At 59.6% G+C, this 26,160-nt stretch carries 23 protein-coding genes; 4 read left to right on the top strand and 19 right to left on the bottom strand.

Going from position 1 to position 26,160, the window contains the following annotated elements; all coding sequences use genetic code 11:
- The first annotated feature begins 202 nt into the window (after positions 1-202).
- Positions 203-1,369 (top strand): nucleotide sugar dehydrogenase, encoded by a 1,167-nt coding sequence (locus tag ORK51_RS11895; protein ID WP_070427232.1) that lies wholly within the window; start codon positions 203-205, stop codon positions 1,367-1,369.
- 10 nt (positions 1,370-1,379) lie between these two features.
- Here ORK51_RS11895 and ORK51_RS11890 read toward each other — a convergent pair whose 3' ends face one another.
- The 8 genes from ORK51_RS11890 to galE form a co-directional block, all read right to left on the bottom strand.
- Positions 1,380-2,267: a DMT family transporter gene (locus ORK51_RS11890; protein WP_026069760.1), complete on the bottom strand. Its 888-nt coding sequence runs from the start codon at positions 2,265-2,267 to the stop codon at positions 1,380-1,382.
- A gap of 32 nt (positions 2,268-2,299) precedes the next feature.
- Positions 2,300-3,349: a UDP-N-acetylmuramate dehydrogenase gene (gene murB, locus ORK51_RS11885; protein ID WP_266085042.1), complete on the bottom strand. Its 1,050-nt coding sequence runs from the start codon at positions 3,347-3,349 to the stop codon at positions 2,300-2,302.
- A complete protein-coding gene (locus ORK51_RS11880; protein ID WP_266085041.1) occupies positions 3,346-4,401 on the bottom strand; it encodes a quinone-dependent dihydroorotate dehydrogenase in 1,056 nt (351 codons plus the stop codon). The genes murB and ORK51_RS11880 overlap by 4 nt, the downstream gene beginning before the upstream one ends.
- A gap of 9 nt (positions 4,402-4,410) precedes the next feature.
- Positions 4,411-5,181, bottom strand: a complete 771-nt coding sequence (locus tag ORK51_RS11875; RefSeq protein WP_070427234.1) for a class I SAM-dependent methyltransferase — start codon at positions 5,179-5,181, stop codon at positions 4,411-4,413.
- 7 nt (positions 5,182-5,188) lie between these two features.
- A complete protein-coding gene (locus tag ORK51_RS11870; protein WP_019183054.1) occupies positions 5,189-5,473 on the bottom strand; it encodes a DUF4190 domain-containing protein in 285 nt (94 codons plus the stop codon).
- A 50-nt stretch (positions 5,474-5,523) separates the two neighbouring features.
- Positions 5,524-6,309: an SDR family NAD(P)-dependent oxidoreductase gene (locus ORK51_RS11865; protein ID WP_266085040.1), complete on the bottom strand. Its 786-nt coding sequence runs from the start codon at positions 6,307-6,309 to the stop codon at positions 5,524-5,526.
- Complete coding sequence (amaB, locus tag ORK51_RS11860; RefSeq protein ID WP_046273729.1) at positions 6,309-7,841, bottom strand: L-piperidine-6-carboxylate dehydrogenase; 1,533 nt, start codon at positions 7,839-7,841, stop codon at positions 6,309-6,311. The genes ORK51_RS11865 and amaB overlap by 1 nt, the downstream gene beginning before the upstream one ends.
- Positions 7,842-8,054: 213 nt before the next feature.
- On the bottom strand, positions 8,055-9,083 hold the full coding sequence (galE, locus tag ORK51_RS11855; RefSeq protein ID WP_266085039.1) for a UDP-glucose 4-epimerase GalE: 1,029 nt from the start codon (positions 9,081-9,083) through the stop codon (positions 8,055-8,057).
- 395 nt (positions 9,084-9,478) lie between these two features.
- On the opposite strand from galE, the gene ORK51_RS11850 reads away from it, so the two are divergent.
- Positions 9,479-10,885 carry an undecaprenyl-phosphate glucose phosphotransferase gene (locus ORK51_RS11850; protein WP_266085038.1) on the top strand — a complete coding sequence of 469 codons (1,407 nt, stop codon included), beginning with the start codon at positions 9,479-9,481 and terminating at the stop codon, positions 10,883-10,885.
- 122 nt (positions 10,886-11,007) lie between these two features.
- Entirely contained in the window at positions 11,008-11,442 is a 435-nt protein-coding gene (locus ORK51_RS11845) for a low molecular weight protein-tyrosine-phosphatase (RefSeq protein ID WP_266085037.1), read from the top strand.
- Positions 11,443-11,489: 47 nt separating this feature from the next.
- Here ORK51_RS11845 and ORK51_RS11840 read toward each other — a convergent pair whose 3' ends face one another.
- The 11 genes from ORK51_RS11840 to ORK51_RS11790 form a co-directional block, all read right to left on the bottom strand.
- A complete protein-coding gene (locus tag ORK51_RS11840; protein ID WP_266085036.1) occupies positions 11,490-13,697 on the bottom strand; it encodes a YjbH domain-containing protein in 2,208 nt (735 codons plus the stop codon).
- Entirely contained in the window at positions 13,697-14,461 is a 765-nt protein-coding gene (locus tag ORK51_RS11835; RefSeq protein ID WP_266085035.1) for a capsule biosynthesis GfcC family protein, read from the bottom strand. The genes ORK51_RS11840 and ORK51_RS11835 overlap by 1 nt, the downstream gene beginning before the upstream one ends.
- Before the next feature lie 2 nt (positions 14,462-14,463).
- Positions 14,464-15,111, bottom strand: a complete 648-nt coding sequence (locus tag ORK51_RS11830; protein ID WP_266085034.1) for a YjbF family lipoprotein — start codon at positions 15,109-15,111, stop codon at positions 14,464-14,466.
- A 45-nt stretch (positions 15,112-15,156) separates the two neighbouring features.
- Complete coding sequence (locus tag ORK51_RS11825; RefSeq protein ID WP_266085033.1) at positions 15,157-16,263, bottom strand: polysaccharide biosynthesis/export family protein; 1,107 nt, start codon at positions 16,261-16,263, stop codon at positions 15,157-15,159.
- An 84-nt stretch (positions 16,264-16,347) separates the two neighbouring features.
- Complete coding sequence (locus ORK51_RS11820) at positions 16,348-16,674, bottom strand: hypothetical protein (RefSeq protein ID WP_266085032.1); 327 nt, start codon at positions 16,672-16,674, stop codon at positions 16,348-16,350.
- Between the two features lie 75 nt (positions 16,675-16,749).
- Complete coding sequence (locus ORK51_RS11815; protein WP_266085031.1) at positions 16,750-17,394, bottom strand: phosphatase PAP2 family protein; 645 nt, start codon at positions 17,392-17,394, stop codon at positions 16,750-16,752.
- Positions 17,395-17,594: 200 nt separating this feature from the next.
- On the bottom strand, positions 17,595-18,692 hold the full coding sequence (locus tag ORK51_RS11810) for a DUF1972 domain-containing protein (protein WP_266085030.1): 1,098 nt from the start codon (positions 18,690-18,692) through the stop codon (positions 17,595-17,597).
- A 189-nt stretch (positions 18,693-18,881) separates the two neighbouring features.
- On the bottom strand, positions 18,882-19,766 hold the full coding sequence (locus tag ORK51_RS11805) for a glycosyltransferase family 2 protein (RefSeq protein ID WP_266085029.1): 885 nt from the start codon (positions 19,764-19,766) through the stop codon (positions 18,882-18,884).
- Positions 19,763-20,968, bottom strand: coding sequence for a hypothetical protein (locus ORK51_RS11800; RefSeq protein WP_266085028.1), 1,206 nt, complete (start codon positions 20,966-20,968; stop codon positions 19,763-19,765). The genes ORK51_RS11805 and ORK51_RS11800 overlap by 4 nt, the downstream gene beginning before the upstream one ends.
- Before the next feature lie 23 nt (positions 20,969-20,991).
- Positions 20,992-21,957 (bottom strand): glycosyltransferase family 2 protein, encoded by a 966-nt coding sequence (locus tag ORK51_RS11795; RefSeq protein WP_266085027.1) that lies wholly within the window; start codon positions 21,955-21,957, stop codon positions 20,992-20,994.
- Positions 21,958-22,128: 171 nt separating this feature from the next.
- A complete protein-coding gene (locus tag ORK51_RS11790; protein WP_266085026.1) occupies positions 22,129-23,214 on the bottom strand; it encodes an acyltransferase family protein in 1,086 nt (361 codons plus the stop codon).
- Between the two features lie 419 nt (positions 23,215-23,633).
- Here ORK51_RS11790 and ORK51_RS11785 point away from each other — a divergent pair, with 419 nt between their 5' ends.
- Positions 23,634-25,853: a polysaccharide biosynthesis tyrosine autokinase gene (locus ORK51_RS11785; protein ID WP_266085025.1), complete on the top strand. Its 2,220-nt coding sequence runs from the start codon at positions 23,634-23,636 to the stop codon at positions 25,851-25,853.
- Positions 25,854-26,160: the final 307 nt, after the last annotated feature.

Here is a 26,160-nt window from a genome sequence, read left to right as displayed (position 1 = left end):
AGCGCCATCAATGACGCTTAAAGACAGGGATATACACGCGCGTAAGTGGGGCCCCGAACCCGTGGCCGGCACGATGGGCACCGGTCCAGGCAGCAACATCGCCGCGATCCTGTCGAAATGCGGCCTACCTGGCCGGCGTTCAGTGCACGGCGTTTGCTAAAATTCGCAGTTCACTCTGGACGCTGCAAAAGAAGGACCTTGAATGAAGATTGCCGTCGCCGGTACCGGGTACGTGGGCCTGTCCAACGCGGTGCTGCTCGCACAGCATCACGAGGTGGTGGCGCTGGACATCGATCCGGCCAAAGTGGCGATGATCAATGCCCGCCAGTCGCCCATCGAAGATGTCGAGATCGAAGACTTCCTCGCCAACCGCGCGCTGAACCTGACCGCGACGCTGGATCCGGCGCAGGCCTATGAGGGCGCGGATTTCGTCATCGTCGCCACGCCGACAGATTACGACCCCAAAACGAACTACTTCAACACCGGCTCCGTGGAGGCGGTGATCGGCGATGTGCTGCGGATCAACCCATCTGCCGTCATCGTCATCAAGTCGACCGTGCCGGTCGGCTGCACGGCCGCGTTGCGGGCCAAGTTCAACACCGACACCATCCTGTTCTCGCCCGAATTCCTCCGCGAGGGACGCGCGCTGCATGACAACCTGCACCCGAGCCGGATCATCGTCGGTGAACGTTCCGAGCGCGCCGCGGTGTTCGCTGAACTGCTGAAGGAAGGCGCGATCAAGAAGGACGTGCCGGTGCTGTTCACCGACGCGACCGAGGCGGAGGCGATCAAGCTGTTCTCCAACACGTACCTGGCGATGCGGGTGGCCTACTTCAATGAACTGGACACCTACGCCAGTTCGCACGGGCTGGACACGCGCCAGATGATCGAAGGGGTGAGCCTGGATCCGCGCATCGGCGACCATTACAACAACCCGTCCTTCGGCTACGGCGGCTACTGCCTGCCCAAGGACACGAAGCAGCTGCTGGCCAACTACAGCAAGGTGCCGCAGAACCTGATCCACGCCATCGTCGAGTCCAACCGGACCCGCAAGGATTTCATCGCCGATGACATCGTGGCGCGCAACCCGAAGGTGGTGGGCATCTACCGGCTGGTCATGAAGGCCGGCTCGGACAACTTCCGTGCCTCGGCGGTGCAGGGCGTGATGAAGCGGATCAAGGCGAAGGGCATCGAGGTCATCGTGCACGAGCCGGTGCTCACCGAGCCGACGTTCTACCGCTCGCGCGTGGTGAACGATTTCGCCGCGTTCCTGGCCGAGGCCGACATCATCGTCGCCAACCGGCTGACGCCGGAACTGGCGGACGTCGCGCACAAGGTCTACACCCGCGATCTGTTCGGCTCGGATTGATTCCCGGGGGCTATTCCCCCGGTTTGACGGCCGCCGTGGCGGCCTGCGATTTCGCCCGCCGTGCCAGCACCGCTTCACGGTGGGCGATATAGGCATTCGCGCCGAGGATGATGGCGGCGCCGATCACGGTCCAGCGGTCCAGCGTTTCATTGAACAGCAGCCAGCCCAGCAGGCTCACCAGCGGCAGCTGCATGAAGCTGATCGGGGTCAGCGCGGAGACCTCGCCCAGGCGCAGGGCGCGGGTCCACAGCAGCTGCCCCAGCGTGCCGAGCACCCCGGTGGCGACCAGCCAGACCCATGCCAGGCCGGTCGGCCAGACCCACACGAACAAGGCCGGCACCAGCGACAGCGGCACCCAGAACACATAGGTGTAGAACACCACCGTATCGGCGCTGTCCACCCGGGTCAGCTGCTTGATCTGGATCGCCACCAGCGAGCTGAGTACCGCCGCGCCCACGGCGACCAGGGTGCCCGGGGTGAAGCTGGTCGAGCCGGGGCGCACGATGATCAGCACGCCGATGAAGCCGATGATCACCGCCGCCCAGCGGCGCAGGCGAACGGTTTCGCCCAGCCACAGCACCGCAGCGATGGTGACGAACAGCGGGGTGGAGTAGGAGAGCGAAATCGCCTGGGAGATCGGCAGGTGCCCGATCGCCCAGAACGCGCACAGCATCGAGGCCAGCCCGATCGCGCTGCGCAGAAAGTAGCGCGGCAGCTGCTGCGTTCTCAGCGGCGCGCTGCCCGGGCGGATCAGCATCGGCAGCAGCGCCAGCAGGCCGAACGCGTTGCGGAAGAACGCCACTTCCTGGGTCGGCACGTAGCGGGTGGCGTAGCGGATCGCGATCGCCATCAGGCCGAAGGCCAGCGTACTGCCGAGCATCAGCAGGGCGGCCCGCAACGGCGTGGCCACCGGCAAGGCGGGGGCGCGATTCACCACTGTGCGCCGATCAGCCTCGGTTCCGGTTCGATCGGCACCCCGAACTTCTCCAGGACCGAGGCGGAAATCCGCCGCGCCAGCGCGAGCAGCTCTTCGCCGGTGGCCTTGCCATGGTTGACCAGCACCAGTGCATGGCTCGGCGCCACGCCGGCATCGCCATCACGGTAGCCCTTCCAGCCGCAGCTCTCGATCATCCAGGCGGCGGAGATCTTGCGGCGGCTGTCCTCATCGGCCGGGAACACCGGCAGCTCGGGGAAATGCTGCAGCAATACCTCGACCTGCTCCAGCGGCAGGATCGGGTTCTTGAAGAAGCTGCCCGCGTTGCCGAGCACGTCCGGGTCGGGCAGTTTGCGGCGACGGATGTTGATCACCGCATTGGCCACATCGGCAGCCACCGGCAGCTCCACGCCCATCGCCTCCATTTCCTCGGCGATCCCGGCATAGCCCAGGCGCAGGCCATGCAGCAGCGGCAGCCGCAGCTCGATCGCAGTGATCAGGTAACGGTCCGGGTCGTGCTTGAAGATGCTGTCGCGGTAGGCGAACTGGCAGCCTTCGGCATCGAAGCGCACCCAGTCGTTCTCCTGCCGGTCCCACGCATCCACGGCCTGGATGAATTCGCCGACCTGCGCGCCATAGGCGCCGATGTTCTGGATCGGCGAGGCGCCTGCGGTGCCGGGGATCAGCGCCAGGTTTTCAAGACCGGACAGGCCGTTCTGCAGCGACCACATCACCAACCCATGCCAGTTCACGCCGGCACCGGCGCGCACGATGGTGTGGTCGGCGCGGTGTTCCAGGATCTCGATGCCGCGGTTGGCGAACACCAGCACGGTGCCTTCCACGTTGCCGGCGATCAGCACGTTGCTGCCGCTGCCCAGCACCAGCAACGGTTGCTCGGCAACGCGCGGCAGGGCCAGCACCTCCGGCAGTACGGACGGGTCGAACACCTCCAGCAGCTGTGCGGCGGTGGCCTCGACGCGGAAGGTGTTGAGCGCCTTCAGCGAGGCGTTTTCAGTGATGGCCCAGGCCGTCATGGCGTCGTTCATAGCGGTGCCACCGCGCCGCGGCTGGGTGCCTCTCTGCGGCGACGGATCGCCTCCACGCACTCGTGCACCAGCTCCGGGCCACGGAAGATCAGGCCGCTGTAGCACTGCACCAGTGCGGCGCCGGCGGCCATCTTGGCCACCGCGTCCGCACCGGATTGGATGCCGCCCACGCCGATCAACGGCATCGACTCGGGCAGGCGCGCACGCAGGCGGCGCAGCACCAGGGTCGACTGGCCCAGCAGCGGCGCGCCGGACAGGCCACCGGCCTCGTTCGCCCGCGGGTCACCGGCCACCGCACTGCGGTCGATCGTGGTGTTGGTGGCGATCACACCGTCCACCTTGAGCTCGCCCAGCACGCGCGCGGCGGCATCGATGTCGCGGTCGCTCAGGTCCGGGGCGACCTTGACCAGCATCGGCACGCGCTTGCCGTGCTGGGCGGCCAGGCGTTCCTGGCTTTCGCGCAGCTGCGAAATCAGCTGGCGCAGCGCGGTCTCTTCCTGAAGCTCGCGCAGGCCAGCGGTGTTGGGCGAAGAGATGTTGACGGTGATGTAGTCGGCCAGCGGATACACCTTTTCCAGGCAGTGCTGGTAATCGTCGAACGCCTGCTCGTTGGGGGTGTCCTTGTTCTTGCCGATGTTGATGCCGAGCAGGCCGGTGCGGCGCTTGGCGCGCTCCACATTTCGCACCAGTGCATCCACGCCCAGGTTGTTGAAGCCCATGCGGTTGATGATCGCCTGGTGGTCCGGCAGCCGGAACAGGCGCGGCTTCGGGTTGCCGGCCTGCGGCCGCGGGGTGATCGTGCCGATCTCCACGAAGCCGAAGCCCAGCGCCAGCAGCGCATCGATGTGCTCGCCGTTCTTGTCCAGGCCGGCGGCCAGGCCCACCGGATTCGGGAAATTCACTCCGAACGCGGTGGTCGGCAGCGGGTCGATGCGGCGGCCCATCAGCGGCGTGGTGCCGGTGCGGTAGGCCAGGTCCAGCGCGTTCAGGCCAAGGCCGTGGGCGCGTTCTGCATCAAGGGCGAACAGGAAGGGGCGGGCAAGCGAGTACATGGCGTTCAATCAGTCCAGCGTGCCGACAAAGGCACGGGTTTGGTATTCAAAGGCAATCTGGCCGTCCACCGCATGGGCGTCGAACAGCTGTTGCAGCGCATCGAGCATCGGCGCGTGGCGCGGGTGGCCGGCCTGCGGTGCATAGGAAGAGGACAGCAGGCGCCCGCGCAGGCCATCGAAGTCCATGCGCTGCACGTTCGGCAGGCGGGCCATGCCGCGCAGGCCCTCGCCGAACCACGCGCGCATGGTGTCATCGTCCTGGTAGCGCTCGGCCACTTCCACGTAGTCGGTGCCGAACTCCTGCAGCAGCTGCTCGTAGCCGATCAGGAAGGGCGAGGCATCGAGCAGGCGCGAGTTCCAGAACACCAGCGCCATGCCTTCGGGCTGCAGGATGCGCGCCCATTCGCGGCGCACCGCCGTGGTGTCGAACCAGTGGAAGGCCTGCGCGGCAGCGACCAGGCCAACGCTGTTGTCGGCCAGGCCGGTGGCCTCGGCGGTGCCGTCGGCGACCTTCAGGCGCAGATAGTCAGGCGCAAGCAACTGTTCGGCGGCCTCGCGCATGGCCGCGTTCGGCTCTACCGCGATGACCGGGTGGCCGGTGGCCAGGAACAGCCGGGTGGAAATGCCGGTGCCGGCGCCGATGTCGGCGACCAGGGTCTCGGCAGGTACACCGATGTCCTGGTGCAGCCAGTCCAGCAATGCCGGGGGATAGTCGGGACGGTAGCGGACGTAGTCGGCAACCCGACTGCTGAAGCGTTCGGTCGAATCCGAGCGGCTCATGTGCACCTCACGATTGGGTAGCGGCAAACCAGGCCAGTCCGCCGAAGAACAACAGAATCACCACCAGGGCGAGCAGGCTGCCGATCACGATGATCCAGCCCAGGATCAGGCCGGCCAGTGCCATGCCGTCGCCTTCCAGCTCCAGCGGGCGACGGCGGATCTCGGCGCGGGCCAGGTGGCCGGTGATGATCGCCGCGACGCTGCCGATGAAGGGCAGGGCGGTCCAGCCGAGGATGCCCATGATCAGGCTGACCACGGCCATGGCACTCGTTTGTCGGGGCGGAAGGCTCATGCAGGTCCTGGTCGCGGTGGGGTGGTTCGATGATAGGGCCAGCGGCGGGTTTATCCCATCAGGACCTGGCCACCATCCACGTTCAAGGTGTGCCCGGTGATCCAGCCCGCCAGCGGCGAGCACAGGAACAGCGCGGCGTTGGCGATGGCGGCCGGCTCGCCGAAGCGGCCGAACGGAATCTTCGCCAGGGTGTTTCGATACAGCTCCGGGTCCTGTTCGCGCCGGCGCGCCCACAGCCCGTCCTCGAACTCGATCGAGCCCGGGGCGATGGCGTTGACGCGGATCCGTTGCGGCGCAAGGGCCAGGGCCTGCGAGGTGGTGTAGTGCATCAGCGCGGCCTTGGCTGCCGCATACGGCGCGCCCCCCGGGCGTGGCTGCTGGGCCGCGATCGAGGCCAGATTGAGAATGCAGGCATCGCTGGACTGCTGCAGCCAGGGCAGTGCCAGCCGCGAGGCCCGCACCGCCGACATCAGGTCGACGTTCAAACTGGCTTCCCAGCCCGCCTCATCGTCGGCCATGCCGTAACCGGTCGCATTGTTGACCAGCACGTCGATACCGCCCAGGGCCTGGGCTGCAGCGTCCAGCCAGCGGCCGATGTCGTCCAGCCGGGAGAGGTCGGCACTGGCCGTATGCACGGCCATGCCGAGCGCCCCGGCATCCGCACGCAGCGCAGCCAGACCGGCCTCGCCACGTGCGCAGACCGAGACGCCGGCGCCTGCCGAAGCAAACGCCAGCGCCATGGCGCGCCCGATGCCCTTGCTGCCACCGGCAATCAGTACCCGGCGCCCGGTGAAATCCAGGCGCGGGCCAGCCGGCAGCTGGGGCACGGCAGCCATCACAGGTCGAACTTGATGCCCTGGGCCAGCGGCAGCGAGTCGGAGTAGTTGATGGTGTTGGTCTGGCGGCGCATGTAGACCTTCCAGGCATCCGAGCCGGACTCGCGGCCACCGCCGGTATCCTTCTCGCCACCGAACGCACCGCCGATCTCCGCACCCGAGGTGCCGATGTTGACGTTGGCGATACCGCAATCCGAACCCGCGGCCGAGAGGAAGCGCTCGGCGGTCTTCAGATTGGTGGTGAAGATCGAAGACGACAGGCCCTGCGGCACGCCGTTCTGCATGTCGATCGCCTCGTCCAGCGTGCTGTACTTCATCACGTACAGGATCGGGGCGAAGGTCTCGTGCTGGACGACCTCGTCGCTGTTCTTCAGGCCGGTCACGATGGCCGGCAGCACGAAGTTGCCGGCGCGGTCGATGCGGGTGCCGCCGGTCTGCACGGTGCCGCCGCTGGCCTTGGCCTTCTCGATCGAAGCCAGGAACTGCTGCACGGCGCCGTCGCTGTTGAGCGGGCCCATCAGGTTGGCCGGGTCGGTCGGATCGCCGATCTTGCCTTCCACCTGCTTGTACGCCTTGATCAGCGTGGCCAGCACGTCGTCATGGATGGATTCGTGCACGATCAGGCGGCGCGTGGTGGTGCAGCGCTGGCCCGCGGTACCGACCGCGCCGAACACGATGCCCGGGATCGCCAGCTTCAGATCGGCGGTTTCATCGAGGATGATCGCGTTGTTGCCGCCCAGTTCCAGCAGGCAGCGGCCCAGGCGGTGGGCGACCTTCTCGGCGACCTGGCGGCCGACCTGGGTGGAGCCGGTGAAGCTGATCAGCGGCACGCGCTTGTCGGCCACCATCTTCTGCGACAGCTCGGTGCCGGCATCGTTGATCAGGAAGAACAGGTCCGGGAACCCGCCCTCGCGCAGCGCCTCATTGCAGATGCGCATCGAAGCGATCGCGGTCAGCGGGGTCTTGTTGGAGGGCTTCCACAGGCAGATGTCGCCGCAGATCGTGGCCAGGAACGAGTTCCAGGCCCACACCGCGACCGGGAAATTGAACGCACTGATGATGCCGACCAGGCCCAGCGGCTGGTACTGCTCATACATGCGGTGGCCGGGGCGCTCGGAATGCATCGTGTAGCCATAGAGCATGCGGCTCTGGCCCACGGCGAAGTCGGCGATGTCGATCATCTCCTGCACTTCGCCATCGCCCTCGGGCTTGCTCTTGCCCATTTCCAGCGCGACCAGCGAGCCCAGGGCGTCCTTGTTGGCGCGCAGGGCTTCGCCACACAGACGCACGGCTTCGCCGCGGCGCGGGGCCGGGGTGGTGCGCCAGACCTTGAAGGCCTCCTGGGCGCGGGCCACGATGGTTTCGTAGTCGGCGTCGGTGGTCGCGTAGACCTTGGCGATGGCTTCGCCGGTGGTCGGGTTCACCGGGGTGATCACACCGGCATCGGTGGCCGAGGACCACTCACCGTTGCCAAGGTAGGTGCCAGCGTTGGTCGCGTCGAGGCCGAGGGCCTTGAGCAGGTCAGAGGACATGCAAACTCCTGTTGCGTTGCGTTTGTAAGGCGCTGGCCGCTGGCAGGGTGGGGGGGCGGCAAGCTGAACCCCGAATGGTAACAGAGGGGGGCAATGCCTTATCTGGTGGTGCAGCAGACCATTTGTCCGCGGCGCCGCCCGCGGCGGCGGCGACCCAAATCCAGGCTGGAGCGATCAAGGTCGATCGAGCGTTGGCTCGAAGGCCTGAGTCATTCAGGCGATCTGGCAGGCGTCACCCGCAGGGGCGTAGTGGGGAGACCAGGTCGGCTGGTCGCGATGCCAATGCCAGGCGCTCTCGATGATCGGCGCCAGTTCGGTCCAGCGGGGTTGCCAGCCGAGCTGCTCGCGGGCCTTTGCACTGGATGCCACCAGCCGCGCGGGGTCTCCGGCGCGGCGTGGCGCGACTTCATATGGAATCGCGACGCCGGCCACGGAGGCTGCCGTGGCGATCACGTCGTGGACCGAGAAGCCTTGCCCGTTGCCCAAATTGAACGTGTGCGCACCTTCGTTTCGGTCCATAAACTCCAATGCCAAGGCGTGTGCCCGCGCGAGGTCCTGGACGTGGACGTAGTCGCGAACACAAGTGCCGTCCGCGGTATCGTAGTCGTTGCCAAAGATCTTCAGCGATGGCCCCTGGCCCAGTGCCGCACGCAGAACGTTGGGGATCAAATGAGTCTCACAGGCATGGGCTTCACCAATCCCATGGCCCGGTAGGGCGCCTGCGGCGTTGAAGTAACGCAGAGCTACTGAGCGCAGGCCGTAGGCCTGCGCTGCATCGGCGAGGAAACGCTCTGCCATGAGCTTGCTGGCGCCGTAAGGATTGATCGGTGCCTTGGGGTGCGCCTCGTCGATCACATCCGCAACCGGGTTGCCGAACACGGCGGCGGTCGACGAAAACACCAGCTTTCTCACATCGTGGCGGCGCATGGCTTCCAAGAGGTTGAGCGTGCCAGTCACATTGTTTGAGTAATAGGCGTAGGGCTCGGCGACAGACTCGCCTACGAGGGAGCGCGCGCAGAAGTGCATTACCGCGTCGAAACTGCGCCCGTAAAAAGTGCGGTCGAGCGCCGCTGGGTCCAGCAGGTCGGCCTCAATCAGCTCACCCCAGCGAACGGCACCACGGTGACCGGTAGAGAAGTTGTCGAGAACGGTGACCGTGTGGCCATGCTCGGCCAGCCATTGAGCCATATGGCTGCCGATGTAACCGGCGCCGCCGCAGATGAGGATGTTGGACGAATTCATGGGCGCAACTCTAGGGGCTAGCACCCGTTGAATGAAAGCGTTCTTAGATGCTAACGACGACCCGACGAATCACTCTTGACGCAAAGCATTTTTTTCAAATCGTCGCCTGCCAAGACTTTGACGCTCTCCTGAGGTTGAGTTGCGTCATCTATGTCATTGATTTCATTGGTAACGTGAATTCGTTCAGTTAAATTCACGGTCATCTTTGTGATATTTTCTGTAAGATCGGTGTCGATTTAGTGACCATACATTCGCTCAAAGTCTTGTGAGAACGACGGGGAGGTCGGTAGCGCAGGCGGGAACGGGAGACCGTTCAGTGGGCATCCCAGATGGAGAAGTTGCCTTTGCTACATGGATCCGTAGAACAATTGCCGGCGAGGCGTGGACGCCAGCGTGTGACTGCCGAAGCTCGGGCCGCACTGGATGTGTGGCTGCGGGTCGGAGATCTGCTGTTGGCGCCTGGCGCCGCGGTGTTGAGTCATATCGTTGCGCATGGCTGGCTACCGCCTACTCAATCCCAACGTGTCGTGTTCGGAGCAGTGTTGCTGTGCACGTTGGTCTGCTTCAGCCTTGCTCCCGTGTACCGGGACTGGCGCAATCGCGGGCTGTTGGCCGATCTGTGGACGCTGTTCCTTGGCTGGACGGGTGTGTTCGCCCTGTTCTCCATGTACTCAGTCCTCATCGATATGTCTGACACGGTCCCTGCCTCTTGGCTCGTTGGCTGGTACGGCTCCGGGCTGGTCGCCATGAGTGCTACCCGGGTCGGCATTCGTTTCCGCCTGCATCGATTACGCGAACGCGGCCTGGACAGGCAGCGCGTGCTGCTGGTAGGTCTCCGTGCGCCTGCATTGAAAGTGCATCGTCTGCTGCGAAGTCGCCCGGAGATCGGCAAAGAGGTTATCGGTTACTTTGCTGGCCCAGATGACATCGCACTCCGTCGCGAAGGCGCGGACGCACCGAAGCGTCTGGGTGACTTGGACGGACTTGAGGCCTATCTCGATGCTCATCGCGGTCAAATCGAGCAGATATGGGTATCGCTGCCGCTGGGAGGGCGTGCACGGCTGAAGGATGTCCTTCGACTGCTGGAGCGATATCCCGTACAAGTGCGGCTAGTCCCGGACATCACGGGACTGGGCGCTCTCAATCCTGGTGTGCATCAAGTCGGCAGCGTGCCGATGATTGGTGTGCGTCAGGGCGTCGTGGAACCACGGTTCCTCGTCATCAAGCGCGTTGAAGATATTCTGGTCTCGGGCATGGCGATCGCCCTGCTATCGCCACTTTTGGTTTTGCTGGCGATTGGGGTCAAGTTCAGTTCGCCGGGGCCGATATTGTTCAGGCAGCGTCGACACGGACTCGATGGCAAGGAGTTCTGGATGCTCAAATTCCGCTCGATGCGCGTTCATGCGGAGGAGCCGGACAGGATTACGCAAGCCAGTCGAGGTGACCCGCGAGTTACACGCTTCGGTGCTTTCCTTCGCCGTAGCAGCCTCGATGAGTTGCCGCAGTTTTTCAATGTGCTTGGTGGAAGCATGTCGGTGGTTGGGCCAAGACCACATGCGGTCCAGCACAACAACCAATATGAACGACTGATCGAACGCTACATGCACCGTCATTACGTCAAACCTGGCATCACCGGTTGGGCGCAAGTTCACGGACTGCGGGGGGAGACGCCCCAACTTCGGCAAATGAAAAAACGAGTGCAATACGATATTGATTACATCCGCCGATGGAGCCCATTGTTGGATGTTCGTATCATTGCGCTGACCGTATTCAAGGTGCTCGGTCAAAAGTCGGCCTACTGATGCATCCAGCAAAGGATAAGGCCTCTGGTACCCTGTGATCGGTTAAGCTAGCTGGCCTATACCATAGTTGCGTGTGACGCATCGCGGCACGCAACGAGACAGCAAGTGCCAGGACTAGATTCATGTTCAACAATATTCTTTTCGTCTGCGTCGGCAACATCTGCCGCAGTCCCTCAGCCGAAGTGATGCTTCGACGCGCCGTGGAGGGGAAAGGTGTTCACGTTTCCTCGGCAGGTTTGGGGGCTCTCGTGGGGCATCACATTGATGCCACCGCGCAGCAACTGTTGGTGGAACGTGGGCTGGATGGCAGCGCGCACCGGGGGCGCCAGATCAGTGACAGCATCCTCAGCGAAGCCGACCTGGTACTTACGATGGAACGAAAGCATGTTCATCGTATCATCGAGATCGCTCCGCAAGCGTCTGGAAAGACCTTCCTCCTAGGGAAATGGCAGTCTGACCGGGAGATACCCGATCCATACCGTCAAGCCCGTCCGGCCTTCGAGCACGTCTACGGATTGATGGATGAAGGTGTACGCAGCTGGGTGCGTTACCTCTGAATCGGTGCCCCTGACGGCGTTAACCGCGCCGTCAGGTGGCACGGCGATCAATCGGCGATTGTGTCCAGATTGTCCAGGAAGAAACGCTCGTCGCGCTCGCCAGTCGCATTGTAGAGCGCGTATCGACGCTGCAGCATGGCGCCGCCGTCACGGATGAGCGGATTCCAGGTTATGTTTGCGCGTGCCCGGGTAGAGCGGGGTAGCAGTGTGTCGAATGGGATGCTGAAGTAGATTCCCTTATCGAAGCTGCCTTCGCCAAAGTCCCTGGAGGAGACATTCGTTTTTGTTGCATACGCACCCATCGTCACACCATTGTCGAAAGCGCGTGCGATGTTCAGCGTGGCACCGTCGTCGCCGGCGAGGTAACGCCCTATCGAGAGCGTTCCGATGATCCGCTCGCGGGCATCGAAGGTGTAGTAAAGCGTGGCATGGCCTGTAGTCACGCTGTAGTCGCGCAGGGCAAAATCCTGCTCGTAAGCGCGTTGACGGACGCGATTGATGTTGGCGCCCAAGGCCCAAGACTGTCCCATCGGGCGGTAGAGCACTTCACCGCCTGCGCCGGCGTACATCCATTCCAGATAGCCCGCATAAGCCATGCCGTACAGGTCGCGACCCAACTGGCGGGTTGCAGTGAACTGAAGATTCGGCATCGTGATATCGGAAGTCGTCGTGTACTGACGGATGTCCGTGCGCACTCGTGGCAGACGGCTTGGCGCGTCGTACTTGAACTTGTCGTAGTTGTTATGGAGGTTGGCACTGACTATGCCCGTCAGCCACGTGGTCGGGGTGAAGAAGAAACTGCCGCTGTAATTCGCATTGATTTGGTACAGGATGAAGCCATCTGGCCCACCCATATTCTGTCGGTAGCCGAAGTTGAAACCACCGCCGAAGCGATTCGCATCCTGCTTGTAAACAAGCTCACGGTTGACGCGCGCCGGCGAATTGATCTCGATACTGCGCCGCAAAGTCGCCTCGTTCACTCTGCCGTCGAGGTAGTCCTCGAACGTCTGTCGGTGCATCGACATATCCGCGACCGGGAGCCCAAGTCGCTCAGCGCGGAAGGTGTACCAGTCGTACTGGTCGCCCAGCGCATTGCTAAGTATTCGCGCACTGCGCCCCATGCCTTCGCTGGCAGTGAAGTAGCGCGACTGATAACCCGAAATGAAGAGCTCACCGTTGCGGCTTGAAATCTCGCTGACACGGATTCCCGCATTGTCGCGGAGCTCGCCGGCAATCCTCTTCCATTCGGTAGCCCCCACTTCTCCATGCGTGCTTATCGTTGCTTGGGCCAAGACTGGCGTCTCTGCGATCGTCGAAACGGATGCCCCTCGCTGATTGGCAGGTAGAAGCCCTGCCGGCGGGGGATCGAATGGTTTGGGTGCCGATTTAGCGTGGCCTGGATTGCCGCGCAGCGTGAGAGCAAACATCGCCGCATCGCCTCGTTCCCATGCGGCTGTGAGTTCTACGTTCGGATTCGGCATGTACACGAGTCCGATATTGAGCGGCGTACGCTGGCGCAGGTTGTTTCCACGCGGTTCGCGCTTGTAGTCGTTGCCGTCATACTCGGCCTTGACTACCAGCGGGTCCCACGGCGACTGCCAGCTGACGCCGCCGAAGACGCCCACCGGACCGGTGAACATATCGCTGACTCCAAAGCTGCCGGCCTGTGTGATGTCACTGTTGGCAATACCGCGGCGTGGCTTGAACCGGTCGTTGATTGCGCCGAATGGATTACTAAAATCGCCTCGATTGCCGATGTACCCGGTGGCCAGGCCGAGGGAGGCGTCAATTGTGCCGAAGCGCTTGTTTGCGACGAGATACTCGCTTGAGAAAAATCCCGTCCCGCCCAGGTCACGAACACCGAATGCTACCTCTGGAAGCCAACGAGATTCCTGCCACAGGCGGACTTTGAAGTCGATCGACTTGTCTTTGTAATTCTGATCTCCAGAGACTTCGGGGACTCCGTAACGCAGATTGGATACATTAATGTATCTGAATGACGATTCAAGCCAGGGGAATGGCTGCAGGCTAAGGTTGTAGCGAGTATATGGAGAATTATGTGAAGCGGTGAAGGACAGATCGCCGTCGTTCGCCATTCGCGCGGTCGGGGTCTGCAGCAAACCGATTCCGCCCCATTCACTGGAAGTTGCCGGTGGGGCCTGCTGTGCATTCACTATCGCCGACAGCGACATGGCCAAGACGGTCAGCAGTGGACGAGCGAACGTGGTGGTGCTTTGCGTGCAGAGAAGAGTCATCAATGGCTTACAGGTTGCGTCGCCACGAAGGTAGCGAAGTCAGTGTTGAAATCAGGGTCCAGTGATCGCAATCGGGATTCCGCTATTGGCACATACAGATACCCGCCCGGCGCGATGGATTGAGGGTCGTCCCGGTTCCATGTCGCAACACCCAGCTCCTGCACCATCCCGTCAGGCTGGATGACATAGATTCTATCCGGGTCTGCGTCGCCTATTGGAGGGCACTCAGAAAGGTACTGGCGCGCCTCCTTCAATGGTGCGTGAGGCAGCGTGCAAGTTCCAGCCACTGCACCCAGCACCTGCACGGAGGCTGGTCTCTGTGGAATATGCAAGTGGTCGCCTGCTTCAATCACCATGTCATGCCGCGGCTGAGCTTGCATCAGGTGCGCGTCAGCGAGGATCGACACCCTGCCTGTAGCCTCGTGTATAGCAAGCCATTGTTGTAGGCGCTCGGCAACGCCGCGCAGTTGCGGATCTCCCCTTGCTGCCAACTGGGTGAGCGAGTACTCCAGTCCGGCCTTCAGGCGAACCTGCTCGCTGCGCGCCGATGCTCGGCTGTAGCTCGCTCCGGTGATAAATGCATCGGGGCTTGGACGGGCAGCCGAGATGGCACTGGAAACGCGTCCGTTTGGGGTCACGTAGTCACCAGCTGCTCTGACGGCGCCGTCGATCCGAACAGACGCGCTGGTCATTGGAGGCTGAGCTGCCAGTGCGGGGAGGTAAAAGCACAACGCGGCCAGCAGGCCGGTGCGGCGCAGGAGCATGGTCAATCCTTAGTGGGACGGTACGGCTTCAACTGTGTCACTTCGACAGGGTAGTCTGGAGCGAGATGAAGACGGCTTTTCCAGATGAACCCGGATTGAGCGTCGGCCCAGTAAGTGTTCTTGAAATCAAAGCCTGGACCGCGGACTCGCTCGTCGAAACGCACCAACCGCACCTGCCGATCGAGAATCCGGATGCTCTCCTCGCCGCGACGGTTGAGCGTGCTATTCGCCTCAACACCGAATTGATAGTTCGGGATTGTGTCAAACGTTCGCTTGAACTCAACTGCGCCTCGTACGGCAGTCAAGTCGTCGAAAGGAGAGGGACCAGCGATGCGGGATTCAATCCGCCGTCCTAGTCCGCTCATTCCGCTCGTCAGTCCCTTTGCGTCCATCCAGAAAACCGCATGCTGACCCGCGTACCAAGTCTGACGTCCATCGTCCACATAGCCCAATACCAAAACGGCATCCATGCCCGGCGCTCGCAACTGCGCCTGGGGGAAACGGTTCGCCGCGACCTGCGATGGGTTGACGCCAGCTTGGTTCTTGCCAATCAGCCGAAATGCATCGAGGGTCGAGGTACTTAACGAAGTGCAGCCACTGATAAGTAGAAGGCCAGCCAGCGCCGACCCGACACAAACTGCTCGGGTCATTCGCGCTGTCCTTCAGCGTCTTCTACCAAGAGAATGCGCCTTGGGTCAGTTGCCAATCTCTGTCTCCGTCCGCGCAGCCGTGTAAAGGATGTTCGTGAACGGCAACAGCTGATTGATCAAGCGATTCCAGCGTGTAACACCAGCAGCACCCACGAAAACCACATCACCTGGCTCCAGCATGAACTGGCTCCCGACTGCCAACGCTGCCGGCGAACGAGCTTCAAGCTGATAAACCGTTGATGGCTCCGCCATCAAGTCAGTAGAACCGCGGATCACGTAGACAGCGTTGCCATCAGCCGTTGCTTGAAGAAGGCCGCGAGCGCGACCCAGAGCCTGGTTGAGCGAAACTTCACTTGTCCTGAAGCTAAAGGCACCTGGCTGATTGACTTCTCCGACCACGAAGATTTCCTTACGGTCCAGATATGGGACGAAAATCGAATCTCCGTCCCTTAGGAAAAGCTGACGGCCGCCATACTGCGTGGCAAGGGTCTCGAGGTTGATCGTATAAGTAACACCATCACGGCTGAGACGAACACCAGAGAGGTCGGCCGCGGTAGAATTGAGCCCGGTCTGACTGATGGCATCAGACAATGTAAGCGGAGAAATACCCAATGCAATCGGGCTGGAACGCTCTGCTGCGCCGGTTACCCAAACTCGCTGACTACCGTAGGTCAGCACAGAAACGTCCACTTGGGGCGACTCAATGAAGCGCGCGAGTCGCCGACTAATCTCCTCACGGAGTTGGGCGGGCGTTTGGCCGGCGGCCTCGACCTTGCCAATGTAAGGGTAGAACATCTGGCCATCGCTTTGCACCAGACGACCGGCGAGTGCGCCGGTCTGCTGAGACCCGGCCGGCACCGTGAGTTCAGGGTGATCCCATACTGTGACGTACAGTACATCCCCGATACCGACAGTGTAGGGCTGTGGCACGGTGTCAAAGAGCTCCGCGGGCAAAATTGCCTCCGCACGGGAGGCATTCTCCATCGCGATCAGTTTGGGTGTGATCGAAAGGAGCTCCATCCGCCCGTTGCCGCCGGAGCCTTCCGGCTTTATGTCGCTGTGGCGCAGGTGCTGTCCTGGCGCAAGCATGCAGCCGGACAGGGTGGCGGTCGCCAACAGAGCGACTGCCGAACAGGTCAACTTGATATTCATGGGCAGGCTGTAATTCCGACAGACATAAAAAAACCCCCGCCAAGCACAGCCCGGCGAGGGCTTAGACATCAAGCTGGGCAGTGATCAGCCGCCGGTGCCGCCGGTGCCGCCAGTACCGCCGGTACCACCCGTGCCGCCGGTGCCACCCGTACCGCCATCGCCACCGCCGTTACCGCCGCCCGCATCGTTTTCGCCACTAGAGCTATCGCCACCGACGCTGTAAAGAACAGCGCCCGTCGCGATTGCTGCAACCGTAGTGCCAACGATTGTTGCCGTAGAAAGGCCGGCAGCTTCAGCTCCTGCGACTTCGGTCGCGACACCAGCATCAGCGGCTTCAGTGGCCGGAGCCTGCTGGGCCAACACCGGAGAGGACAGACCCACCAGGGCCATTGCTACAAGAATCTTCTTCATGAACGGGGATCTCCTACTCCGTAAGGGGGGTTAACGTGTCTATGGTCGGGGCTGTCGTACTGTAAAGTCAAGGCATTAGTCAGTCGGATTGCGATGGCGGTCCTCAATCGGTGGGGCGTGAGTGCTGTTTCGGGCGCGGGGAGAGTCGGAGCCCGACAGCGTCTCGGCCAGATCAACTACTACTTGGTGTGTCTTGGGGATCGGCAAGATCGCAAGAAACAGAGCGGATCCGAAGAGCGCAACAAGTGGGGCGCCGAGGAACATGGCTTCCTGTCGTTGTTGCCGGATCACGAAGACAGAAGCCGTCGCACCCAGCAGCCATCCAAGGGTCACCTCTGAAAGAGAGTGGGCGTTTAATGGTAGCCGGGACCAAGCTATTGAAGCAGCCAATAGAAAGCCAAGGCAGGTCAATCCAGTTTTCCAGACCCAGCGCCCCAAGCTATCTTTCGCCACGGCGCGCAACAGGGGCGGCCAGACCGAAGCGGAGACGGCGGCGTGGCCGCTGATCCCGGTAAACTCCAATGCGTGTATTCCAATTCCCCAGCCCAGAAAAGCCAACTTTGTCGCCAGCGTAATTACACACACACACGCTACTGCAATCAACCAATGGTACGTCCAGTTGGTGCGACTAAAAGAACCAAAGATGATCAGAATTCCAGCGGCGCCGAGAAGCAGGCGGCTGTCGCCCAGGATTGTTAAGACGCTGAGTAGTTCATGCATAGACTGTGCAACAAAGGCGAAAAGATGAGCGTGACACAGCGGAGTTCACCGAGGGGGGCGTCTCGACGTCAATCGGCGGGGCGGGTAAAATGCATCTGGACGGAAGGACTTAGATGTTCGCTAGAAGTCGGGCGAAGTCAAGCTATGAACTGCGATCGCTCTCAGAGCGTGGCCGCATATCGAGAGCGCCGCCCCCCCCCTCAGCGTTGGGCTACGTTCTGCAGTAACTCCTGATACTTTCGTAGCACGGTGGGCCAAGTGAATTCGGCCTCAAAACGAGCGTAAGCTGCCGCACGCATTGCATTCAACGTGGGCTCATCGGCCAAATGTGCGTCTAGCAGTGCCGAGAAGCTATCTGCGTCTCTGAAATAACGTGCGCCCGCACCAGCTACCCAGTGGTTAAAGCGGTTGTCATGCGCGAAGATCGCATTGCCCGCTCCAAGTGCCTCCACTAGTGAAGGGTTAGTTCCGCCAACTTGATGACCGTGAACATAAGCAAGGCTATGCCAACGAAGACATTGCACAAGGGGTTTGTCGTAAAGCGCGCCAGTAAACACAACCTCGTCGCTTGCAGCCTCTAAGACCTTTCGTTGATAAGGGTGGAGTGGGTCGTAGGTGCCCAGCACGACGAGCTTGATCCCTCGTCGAGCGCGCGAAAAGCCTTGAACAATCTCAAGCAATGAATTCTCTGGCTCGGCCCTCGCAATAACTGTCAGAAATTGCTTGGATATCAGCCCGAAGGCTTCCAAGGGCTGGGCGGGCGCGCTCAAAACCGGTTCGGCCCCGTACGGAATCATTGTGATGCGCTTGCTGCTCGTACGCGTGGAAAGATGGCGCTTGATCTGTGGGTGGTCCGCAACAAGGTGTCCGCCCAGCCAGCATCCAGCCCAGTCATTGAGCCAAAACCAGAGCTTTGCGACAGCCCCCCATTTTGCACGGGCCCACTCAATGCCATCCATATTAATCACATTGGGGACGCCGCGAACGCGAAGAAGCGATAGGAAAATTGCCGTATTGTATCCAAGTACCAGGCAGGGCTCTCGAGCTTCCGCTGCGTCACGCATCGATCGCCAATCAAATATGATTGTGCCAAGGGGCCCGGATTTGGAGACAGGGACGTGGATTCTCTCTACGCCCTCCCATTCATCTCGCCACCATTCCCCGGCGCCTTCCTCTTGGCAGTAAACAACTGGCTTCCAGCCTTGCGCTACCAGGTGCTTGCAAAGGAACTCGGCAAATGTCTCAAAACCGCCATGGGCTGCTGGCACTCCGCGGATCCCGAGAATTCGAACTTTCATTGGCTTTCCTTGCTCCGGATCTACTGCCAGAGTAATGTTGGGGGTATGGGTTATACGGGGATGGCCTAGGCCTTCCGTATTAGCTGTAGCGGTCGCCGCGGAGGGTATAGAGTTCATAAGGTCCCGAGAGCCCCTGCCAGGTCGTCTCGGGCTTTTCGCGTGGCGCACCACGGAAGGTCGTGGTCAACTTTATCTGGCACTGGACCTATTTCTCGCAATCCTAGCTAAGCGCTTTAGTGCTTTGTCCGGACGCATCATGGATGCCATGCCTAGGTAAACTGCGCGCTGGATAGTATTCGCTGCGAAAAGATGCTTGCGGTAGAACTTGATGTGCAGGTAGTACCACCAGACAGCAGCGGTGGTTGTTTCGCTGCCGAAAACCTGGTCCCTAATTCTATAGGTTTTAACGATCGTGCTGAGCGGCAGAATATTCGAGGCGCTTCGCTGGTGAATACGGTAACGTATCAACGGCTCTTGGATGTTCTGAAAGCGGGCGCCAGCAGACAGCATTCGAGCAAAGATATCGTAGTCCTCTGCGGGTACATTTCCCTGGATATACGGATTCAACTTGAACAGTTCCGCTCGTGCCATGACGGTAGGATGAAGTACTCCGTGCTCCCCTCTTAGAATGGTGGACGCTATCTCTTGATGGTCACTGGGGAAGTTGCTGAGGCCGACCTGAAGAGCAGTTGTGGACTGAAAAATCACGGCGTTGCTGCCGACCACATCGGCGTCATCAGCGTCCAGCACTTCTAGCTGCTTAGCCACGCGCTCGGGTGCCACCACATCATCAGGGTCAATCCGGAGGATATACTTACCTCTCGCGAGATCAATCCCTACGTTCAGGGCATTTCCAAAGCCTCTGTTCCGACCGAGTTCGATTATCTTAAGTGACGGCATATCCTTCGCATACTTCCGAGCTATATCCAGCGAGTTATCTGTGGATCCATCGTCCACGAAGATATGTTCCGCTGGTTGTACCGTGCTCTTTTGCCACGCGTCAAAATAATCTTCGAGAAATGCTGCATTATTGTAGTTTGCAGCTACGACGGAAACTTTCTGTGAGTAAATCAATTCAATCTCCGGGCGGAAGCAGCATCTAACTTCTCCGTGTTGGCATATCCGGCGCGGCGCTGGTGAACCATCACAAGAGCATAGTTGAAAAAGAACACGAATCCAACGTCAGTTAGTGCAAAGTTAAATGTAGTGAAGGAGGTAAGCACCAATAGGAAGGATAAGCGCTCAAGCAGCCCCTTCGAATACCTTAGAATCAAGCCTAACTGATATATAAAGTAAAGCGTAATTCCCACTAGCCCATAGTCGATATACAGTGGGTATAGTGTGCTGAAGCCGGAATTGTAAAGCCAAGTTTTAGTGATTGGGTTGTAATAGGTGAGCGGGCCACTTCCGAATAGATCCACGCCCGCGCTGAATATCTGACCAATTGGCGCGAAACGCGATGCTGTCTCCCATTGATCCCGGCGGAAGAAGTCGTCTTGTGCCTGTTGGATGAATAGCAGTCCTTGCTCGGTCCAGACTGACGCCGACAGCGCAACGACTGCCGCAGCTGCGAACAGTGCGAGAATACTAAACCCATTGCGATGCAGTCCGGTCCTCCTTGAAATTGCACTGAAGAACATTAGCCCCACGACACCAAGGATGGCCACCTGGGCCGCCTTCGAGTGGCCGAGAAAAACCACTGCCACCGCAAGCGTACTAACGAGTAGTCGCCTACGAGGCGAGTAAGGAAGTACAAAGGCGATGATCACCATCAGCTCACAAATCGCTGCAAGCGCGGCGTCGGACTGCAGGTAGAGTGTCCCGAACACGGCATCCTCAAATCCGATGGCGGTTCGAGATGACGCGATAAATGATTCAGTTAAGGTCGCTTGAGCTAGGCATACAACGAGTTGCAAGGCTAGAAATGCGATGGCGAATCGGGCGAGTCTTGCTCCCTGCCAATGATCCGCCGCGCGGGCTGCATAGATGCGCCCAGACACAGCGGAGATGATTGTACATAAAATATAAAATACGTACGTAAGGCTGTAAGGTAGTGGCGGCGATTCTTTTATCTGGATGGCGGCAACAAGAAGTAAAAATACAATTAATGGCCATTCGAGCCTCAAGCTTTGCCAGCTTCGTTTAATTATGAAGATGTGAGCAAAGAACGCGAGCGCCAGCGCGGTCGATTGAGTGAGCGAGAGCGCTCCCAGATACTGGAGTGTGCCTCCAGTCAGGAATATGAGAAGTAGTGGCAATGACCAGCGAAAGGGCATAATTAGGTTTTCGTTTCGCGGGCTCAGCGCTTGCCCAGGTAACTTTTAATGATCTGGTAGATGGAGAGTTCTTTGCTAATTTTCACCAGCAACTGTCGGATCTTTCTGACCATGGGTGAAGATGCCAGCCGAGGGGTCAGTCCATTCTTGGTCTTGATGAATTTTAGTCTGTAGTAATTGTAATATCTTTCTGGCGCCTTCGAAATTAGGCACAAGTCCATCTGCGACAGCAGGTACGGACGCAAGCAATCAGTCGGAAAATCCGCCTCCCATTTGTTCAAGAATTTGATCATGGACTTGAAGTCAAAGTGGCGGCCCAGTAGCGCATCGCTGCGATCCAAGTTCCCAGTAGCATATTTATTGAATGCCCAGCCTCCGCCATCTTTCTCGATCGCTAGAAAAAAATCGTAATCTTGATGTCGCCTCAATGATTCATCCCAATTCACAGCCCCCATTTTCATTTTGTCAAGGACGTAAGTTGATGTTTGGGCCGACCAGCCTGATGACGAGAATAGAAGATGGAATGGGGTTGGGAGCGTAGCAATGTCTTTGGAGGTGTTTCGGTAGGTAACAGCTGAATGAATCACCGACCCGCTATAAACGCCGGATTTATTCGTGCTACTGAGCTGGCTCAGTGACTGTTCAAGATGGGACGGCTCCCACCAATCGTCCGAGTCAAGAAACGCTATGTACCTTGACTGTGCTAGCGCGATTCCCAGGTTTCTCGCGATGTTCGCATTTCCCGTTCGCTCAGTCTCGAAGTATCTGACATCGAGGTGCGGATAAGCGGCGAACTCGCCTATCGTCTGCAGTAGGGCCATCTTCTGATCGATCTGAGAGCCGTTGTCGATGAAGTAAACGTACTTCGGCGGGCGCGTCTGTTCTACTACCGACTGCAGTAGTCGCCGCGCAAAATTGGACCGATTGTAGAAGGGGATTACGACAGTTATATCGGCCTGGGGACGGGCGTGCGCAGTATTGGGGGTCATAATTAATTTCTATCAGTCCCTTGATGGTAAGACGCCGGCGCAAATTGATTTGTCCGTTGGACCAAAGTTGCCATATTGAAGTCTAGCTCTGCTCTGGATCCAGCATACTAACGTGCGGACCTGGATCTGCTTTCAACGTTGCGAGAAATAGTTTCTTGCTAGAGGCTTCATTCAGCTGCTGGCTCCTTGTGGAGCGGGCGCTGCTGAGCTTCGGGCTTTGAGCCAGTGCGTCACCGGTCTTTCAATTGCAGAGTGAATCAATGCCGCGGTCAGTACCGCCGTAACGATGCAAAGTGCAACACTAATTTCGGCTGGAATTGTGGGGTAGATGCGGCGAAGAACTTCCGGAACGATCGGGGCCACCAGGGGGTGAAACAGGTAAAGCACATAAGATGCTTCTCCCAAGAAGAGTAGTAGCTTAGGGAGTCTGCCCCTTAGTAGTGGCTCAGCTGAAATGGTGACAAAGACGACTAAGCAGGAGGTCGCGACGGTTGCGAGATTAGCTGCTCCGGACTTTACATCGAATTCCAGATTCGAGAACGCGAACAATGCGAGGATGGTTGCGATCAGCGCGCTTGTCTGTAGCGTCACTCGGCTTACGCGTTGGCTCAGCTCGAACATCAGCATTCCGATCGGAAAGTACATGACGATCGGGTTGAAGTACATTGTGGCGGCATTCCAGTCGGGCGTACGGAAAAAGGATGCTAGAAAGCAGGCGCTCATCACCGCGGTGACAAACGTTAATACGTTGACTCGAAGAAATAGGCCAATAGTAAAGATGGCGTAGAAAAACATTTCAAATATAAGCGTCCAGCCAACGCCGAGTAGTGGTTCAAAACGGCCATCAATGTTTGTGCTGGGCAGGAATGTGTAAGACGAGAATATGGTCCACGGTGACAGGTTTGCATGTAGGATCATGGATGGGATCAACAGCATAGTGACGAGTTTCACTGTAGTGGCTAGCCAGTACATTGGAACGATTCTGAGCAGGCGGCGCGAAGCAAACAGCTTCCACCCGTCCGGCGCGCTAGTGAAGCTGCGCGCGGTAGCCATCATCACAAATCCGCTGATTATGAAGAATATGTCCACGCCAATTGCGCCTGTGCGCCATATTTGCATTTCGGGATTCAGGCGTTCGTGTGTATAAAAGGTGGAGTGCGTGATAACCACGAGGAGAGCGGCGATAACTCGCAGGACTTGTATGCCCTCAAAAGTCGGTCGGGCACTATGCGCAGTGGCGGTGTCGGAAGTGTTCATCGGTAATCTCTAGCTAAGCTCGTTTTCTCGGCTGAACATTTGCGCAGCCTTGCCCTGCAGCGAATGCGGAAATCGCGGGGTGGAATCGTACTACAGGATGAGCTGTTGGCTCATGTTGTTCGCACGGCGCGGAGGATCGAGCCGCGCCGCTCCCTGGAGCGCCGAGGCAAAGCCTGATCCTAGGTGGCGGGGCGACTGAGCGGCAATGGTTGGTCTGCCTGGACGTGGCGATGAGACGAGGGTCACTCTCCTGATCCGTCAAGGATAGGCTAGACTATCGCGCTGCGCCGCATCGGTCGGCCGCTTGGTCACCGGGGTTCAGCTGATCTAGGCCGTCTGTTGGCGCGTGAAGTCAACTAAGTTACCGATTTTTTGGGCATCAGATCGTTCACGCCCGTTCCAGAGCTGAAGTGGAATCGATGAAAACACAAGTGGATGTAGGATCAAGCAAGGACGACGAGATCAATTTGCGCGAGCTTTTTGGCGTTCTTAGTGACAAGAAGTGGCTTATTGCGGGGGTCACGGCGCTTTTCATGGCCGTCGGAGTTGCGTATGCATTGCTTGCCGCCCCGGTGTACAGGGCGCAATCACTGATTCAGGTTGAGCCCAAGACACCTGCGATTCCGGGTCTTCCAGATTTGGGGGCAATAAGCGGTGCGACGTCGGCGGCGACGACGGAAGTGGCGCTTCTTACATCCCGAAGCGTCCTCGGCACGGCAGTTGACGAGTTGATGCTTGAAATCCGCGTACAACCACTACGCTTTCCGATTATCGGTGAGTTCATGGTCCGCCGCTTCGATCCGTCAGAAGCTGGGCACGTTGCTCCAGCATGGCTTGGCTTATCCAGCTATGGCTGGGGTGGGGAGTTGCTCCGGATCCACCGACTGGAGGTGCCGTCCACTCTGCTTGAGAAGGCGCTAGTGCTGGAGGTAGGTGGCGATGGGAAGCACTTCACTTTGTCTGATCCCGATGGTGGGGAGTTGCTACGTGGTGAGCCCGGAAAAGCGGCTGAAGGGAAGGGCGTTCGTCTGGAGGTGGAGGCGCTTGCTGCCAACCCCGGTACTCGCTTTGAGGTTATTCGTCAGCGACGTCTGACGGTGTTGGCTGATCTGCGGCAGTCGTTGGGTGTGATGGAGGTAGGTAAGGACTCCGGCATTCTTCAGGTTACTTTTGAGTCGCCCGATCCTCAACGAGCGGAAGCCATCGTTCAGCGCATTGCTGAGGCATACGTGCGTCAGAACGTTGATCGAAGTTCGGCGGAGGCAGCTGCACAGTTGCAGTTCGTAAAGGAGCAGTTACCAATTGTTCGGAAACAGGTTGAGCAGGCGCAGGCCGCCATGACTACGTACCAGTCCCGGGCGAATTCTGTCGATATCACGATGCAGACCAAGGGTCTCTTGGAGCAGGAAGTAGCGGTTGAGGCGAGTATCCAGCAGCTTCGCTTGAGGCAGGCTGAGATGGATCGCAGCTTCACGCGAGAGCACCCGGCCTATCGGGCTTTGCTGAGTCAGATTTCAGGGCTTGAGGGCCGCAAGGCTGGTTTTCAGCGCCAAGTCGGTCAGTTGCCGGATACGCAGCAGGAGTTGCTGAGGCTCACCCGGGACTTGCAGGTAAGCAATGAGCTCTATACGGCTCTTCTCAATCAGGCGCAGCAGTTGGATGTGGCACGAGCGGGCACTGTTGGCAACGTCCGCATCGTGGATCCTGCTGTTGCCGATGTGTCTGAGCCTGTTGCACCGAAGAAGAAACTCATTGTCATCGTCGCTACCTTGCTTGGTGCGCTTCTGGCATCTGCTTTCGTGTTCCTCCAGCGCATGCTGAATCCGGGTATCGAGGATCCTTCTCAGATCGAGGCACTTGGACTTCCCGTATATGCGGCCATACCACTGAGTGTTTCCAGTGTGCTGCCGAAACTTCGAAAGGGTCGCCACGGGACGCGAGTGATCGCGGACGGACGGCAGCATCTTCTCGCTGTTAGTGCACCTGCTGACCCGACTGTGGAGGCGCTGCGCAGTCTACGTACCAGCCTGCATTTTGCGATGATGGAGGCCAAGAACAATGTTCTCGCAATCTCTGGCCCGCGCCCAGGTGTCGGCAAGACCTTCGTCTCTGCCAACCTGGCGGCGGTGATCGCTCAAACGGGGCAGCGCGTGCTGGTCATCGATGCCGACATGCGGAAGGGTACCTTGCACAAGATGCTAGGCGTCTCCCATTTGAACGGGCTGTCGGACGTGCTGGGTGGAAGGATGACCGCTGAGCAGACGATTCAACAGGCGTCCGGTCTCGAGACCATGTTCTACATGGTGCGCGGTGATGTGCCGCCGAATCCGGCAGAGCTCCTAATGAATCCGCGTTTCCCTGCGCTGTTGGAGTCTCTTTCTTCGCAGTACGATTTGGTCATCGTTGATACGCCGCCGATCCTTGCTGTTACCGACCCGGCGCTCATTGCGACACACGCTGGCTCGAGCCTGCTTGTGACCAGGTTCGGCGTAAACCAAGCGAAAGAAATTGAACTTACGCTGCAGCGATTTGAACAAAACGGCGTGCAGATCAAGGGCGCCATTTTCAATGCCGTCGAAAAGCGTGCGACCGGCTACTATAGCTATGGTTACTACGAGTACAAGGCGGACAAGGGCTGACACATTCTGCTGATGCAACTGGTTACTTGTTACGTGACCACGGCATTGATTGGCAAGATGATTCAGGAAAATCCGCTACGTAGCCGTAGCGGATTTTTTTTGTTGGTGCCCGCGAAATTCTGGGTGTTGAGGTGAAGCGTCGGCCGCGGTGACTCCCTGGCCACGTTACGTTTATGCGGTCGTGGCTACTAGGAATTTAATGTTGTGCACCTGGTTGCCGGGCACAAATTAGGCGCTCGTTGATGCGCTCCGGATTAGCGAGCACTTGGGGACGGACTTCGTGCGTCGGGTGCATGAGTTCAGGAGA

Source organism: Stenotrophomonas sp. RIT-551, from assembly GCF_026241915.1.
Taxonomy (GTDB): Bacteria; Pseudomonadota; Gammaproteobacteria; order Xanthomonadales; family Xanthomonadaceae; genus Stenotrophomonas; species Stenotrophomonas bentonitica_A.
Note: the sequence above shows the minus strand (reverse complement) of the source record. Positions and strands in the feature narration are given on the sequence as shown.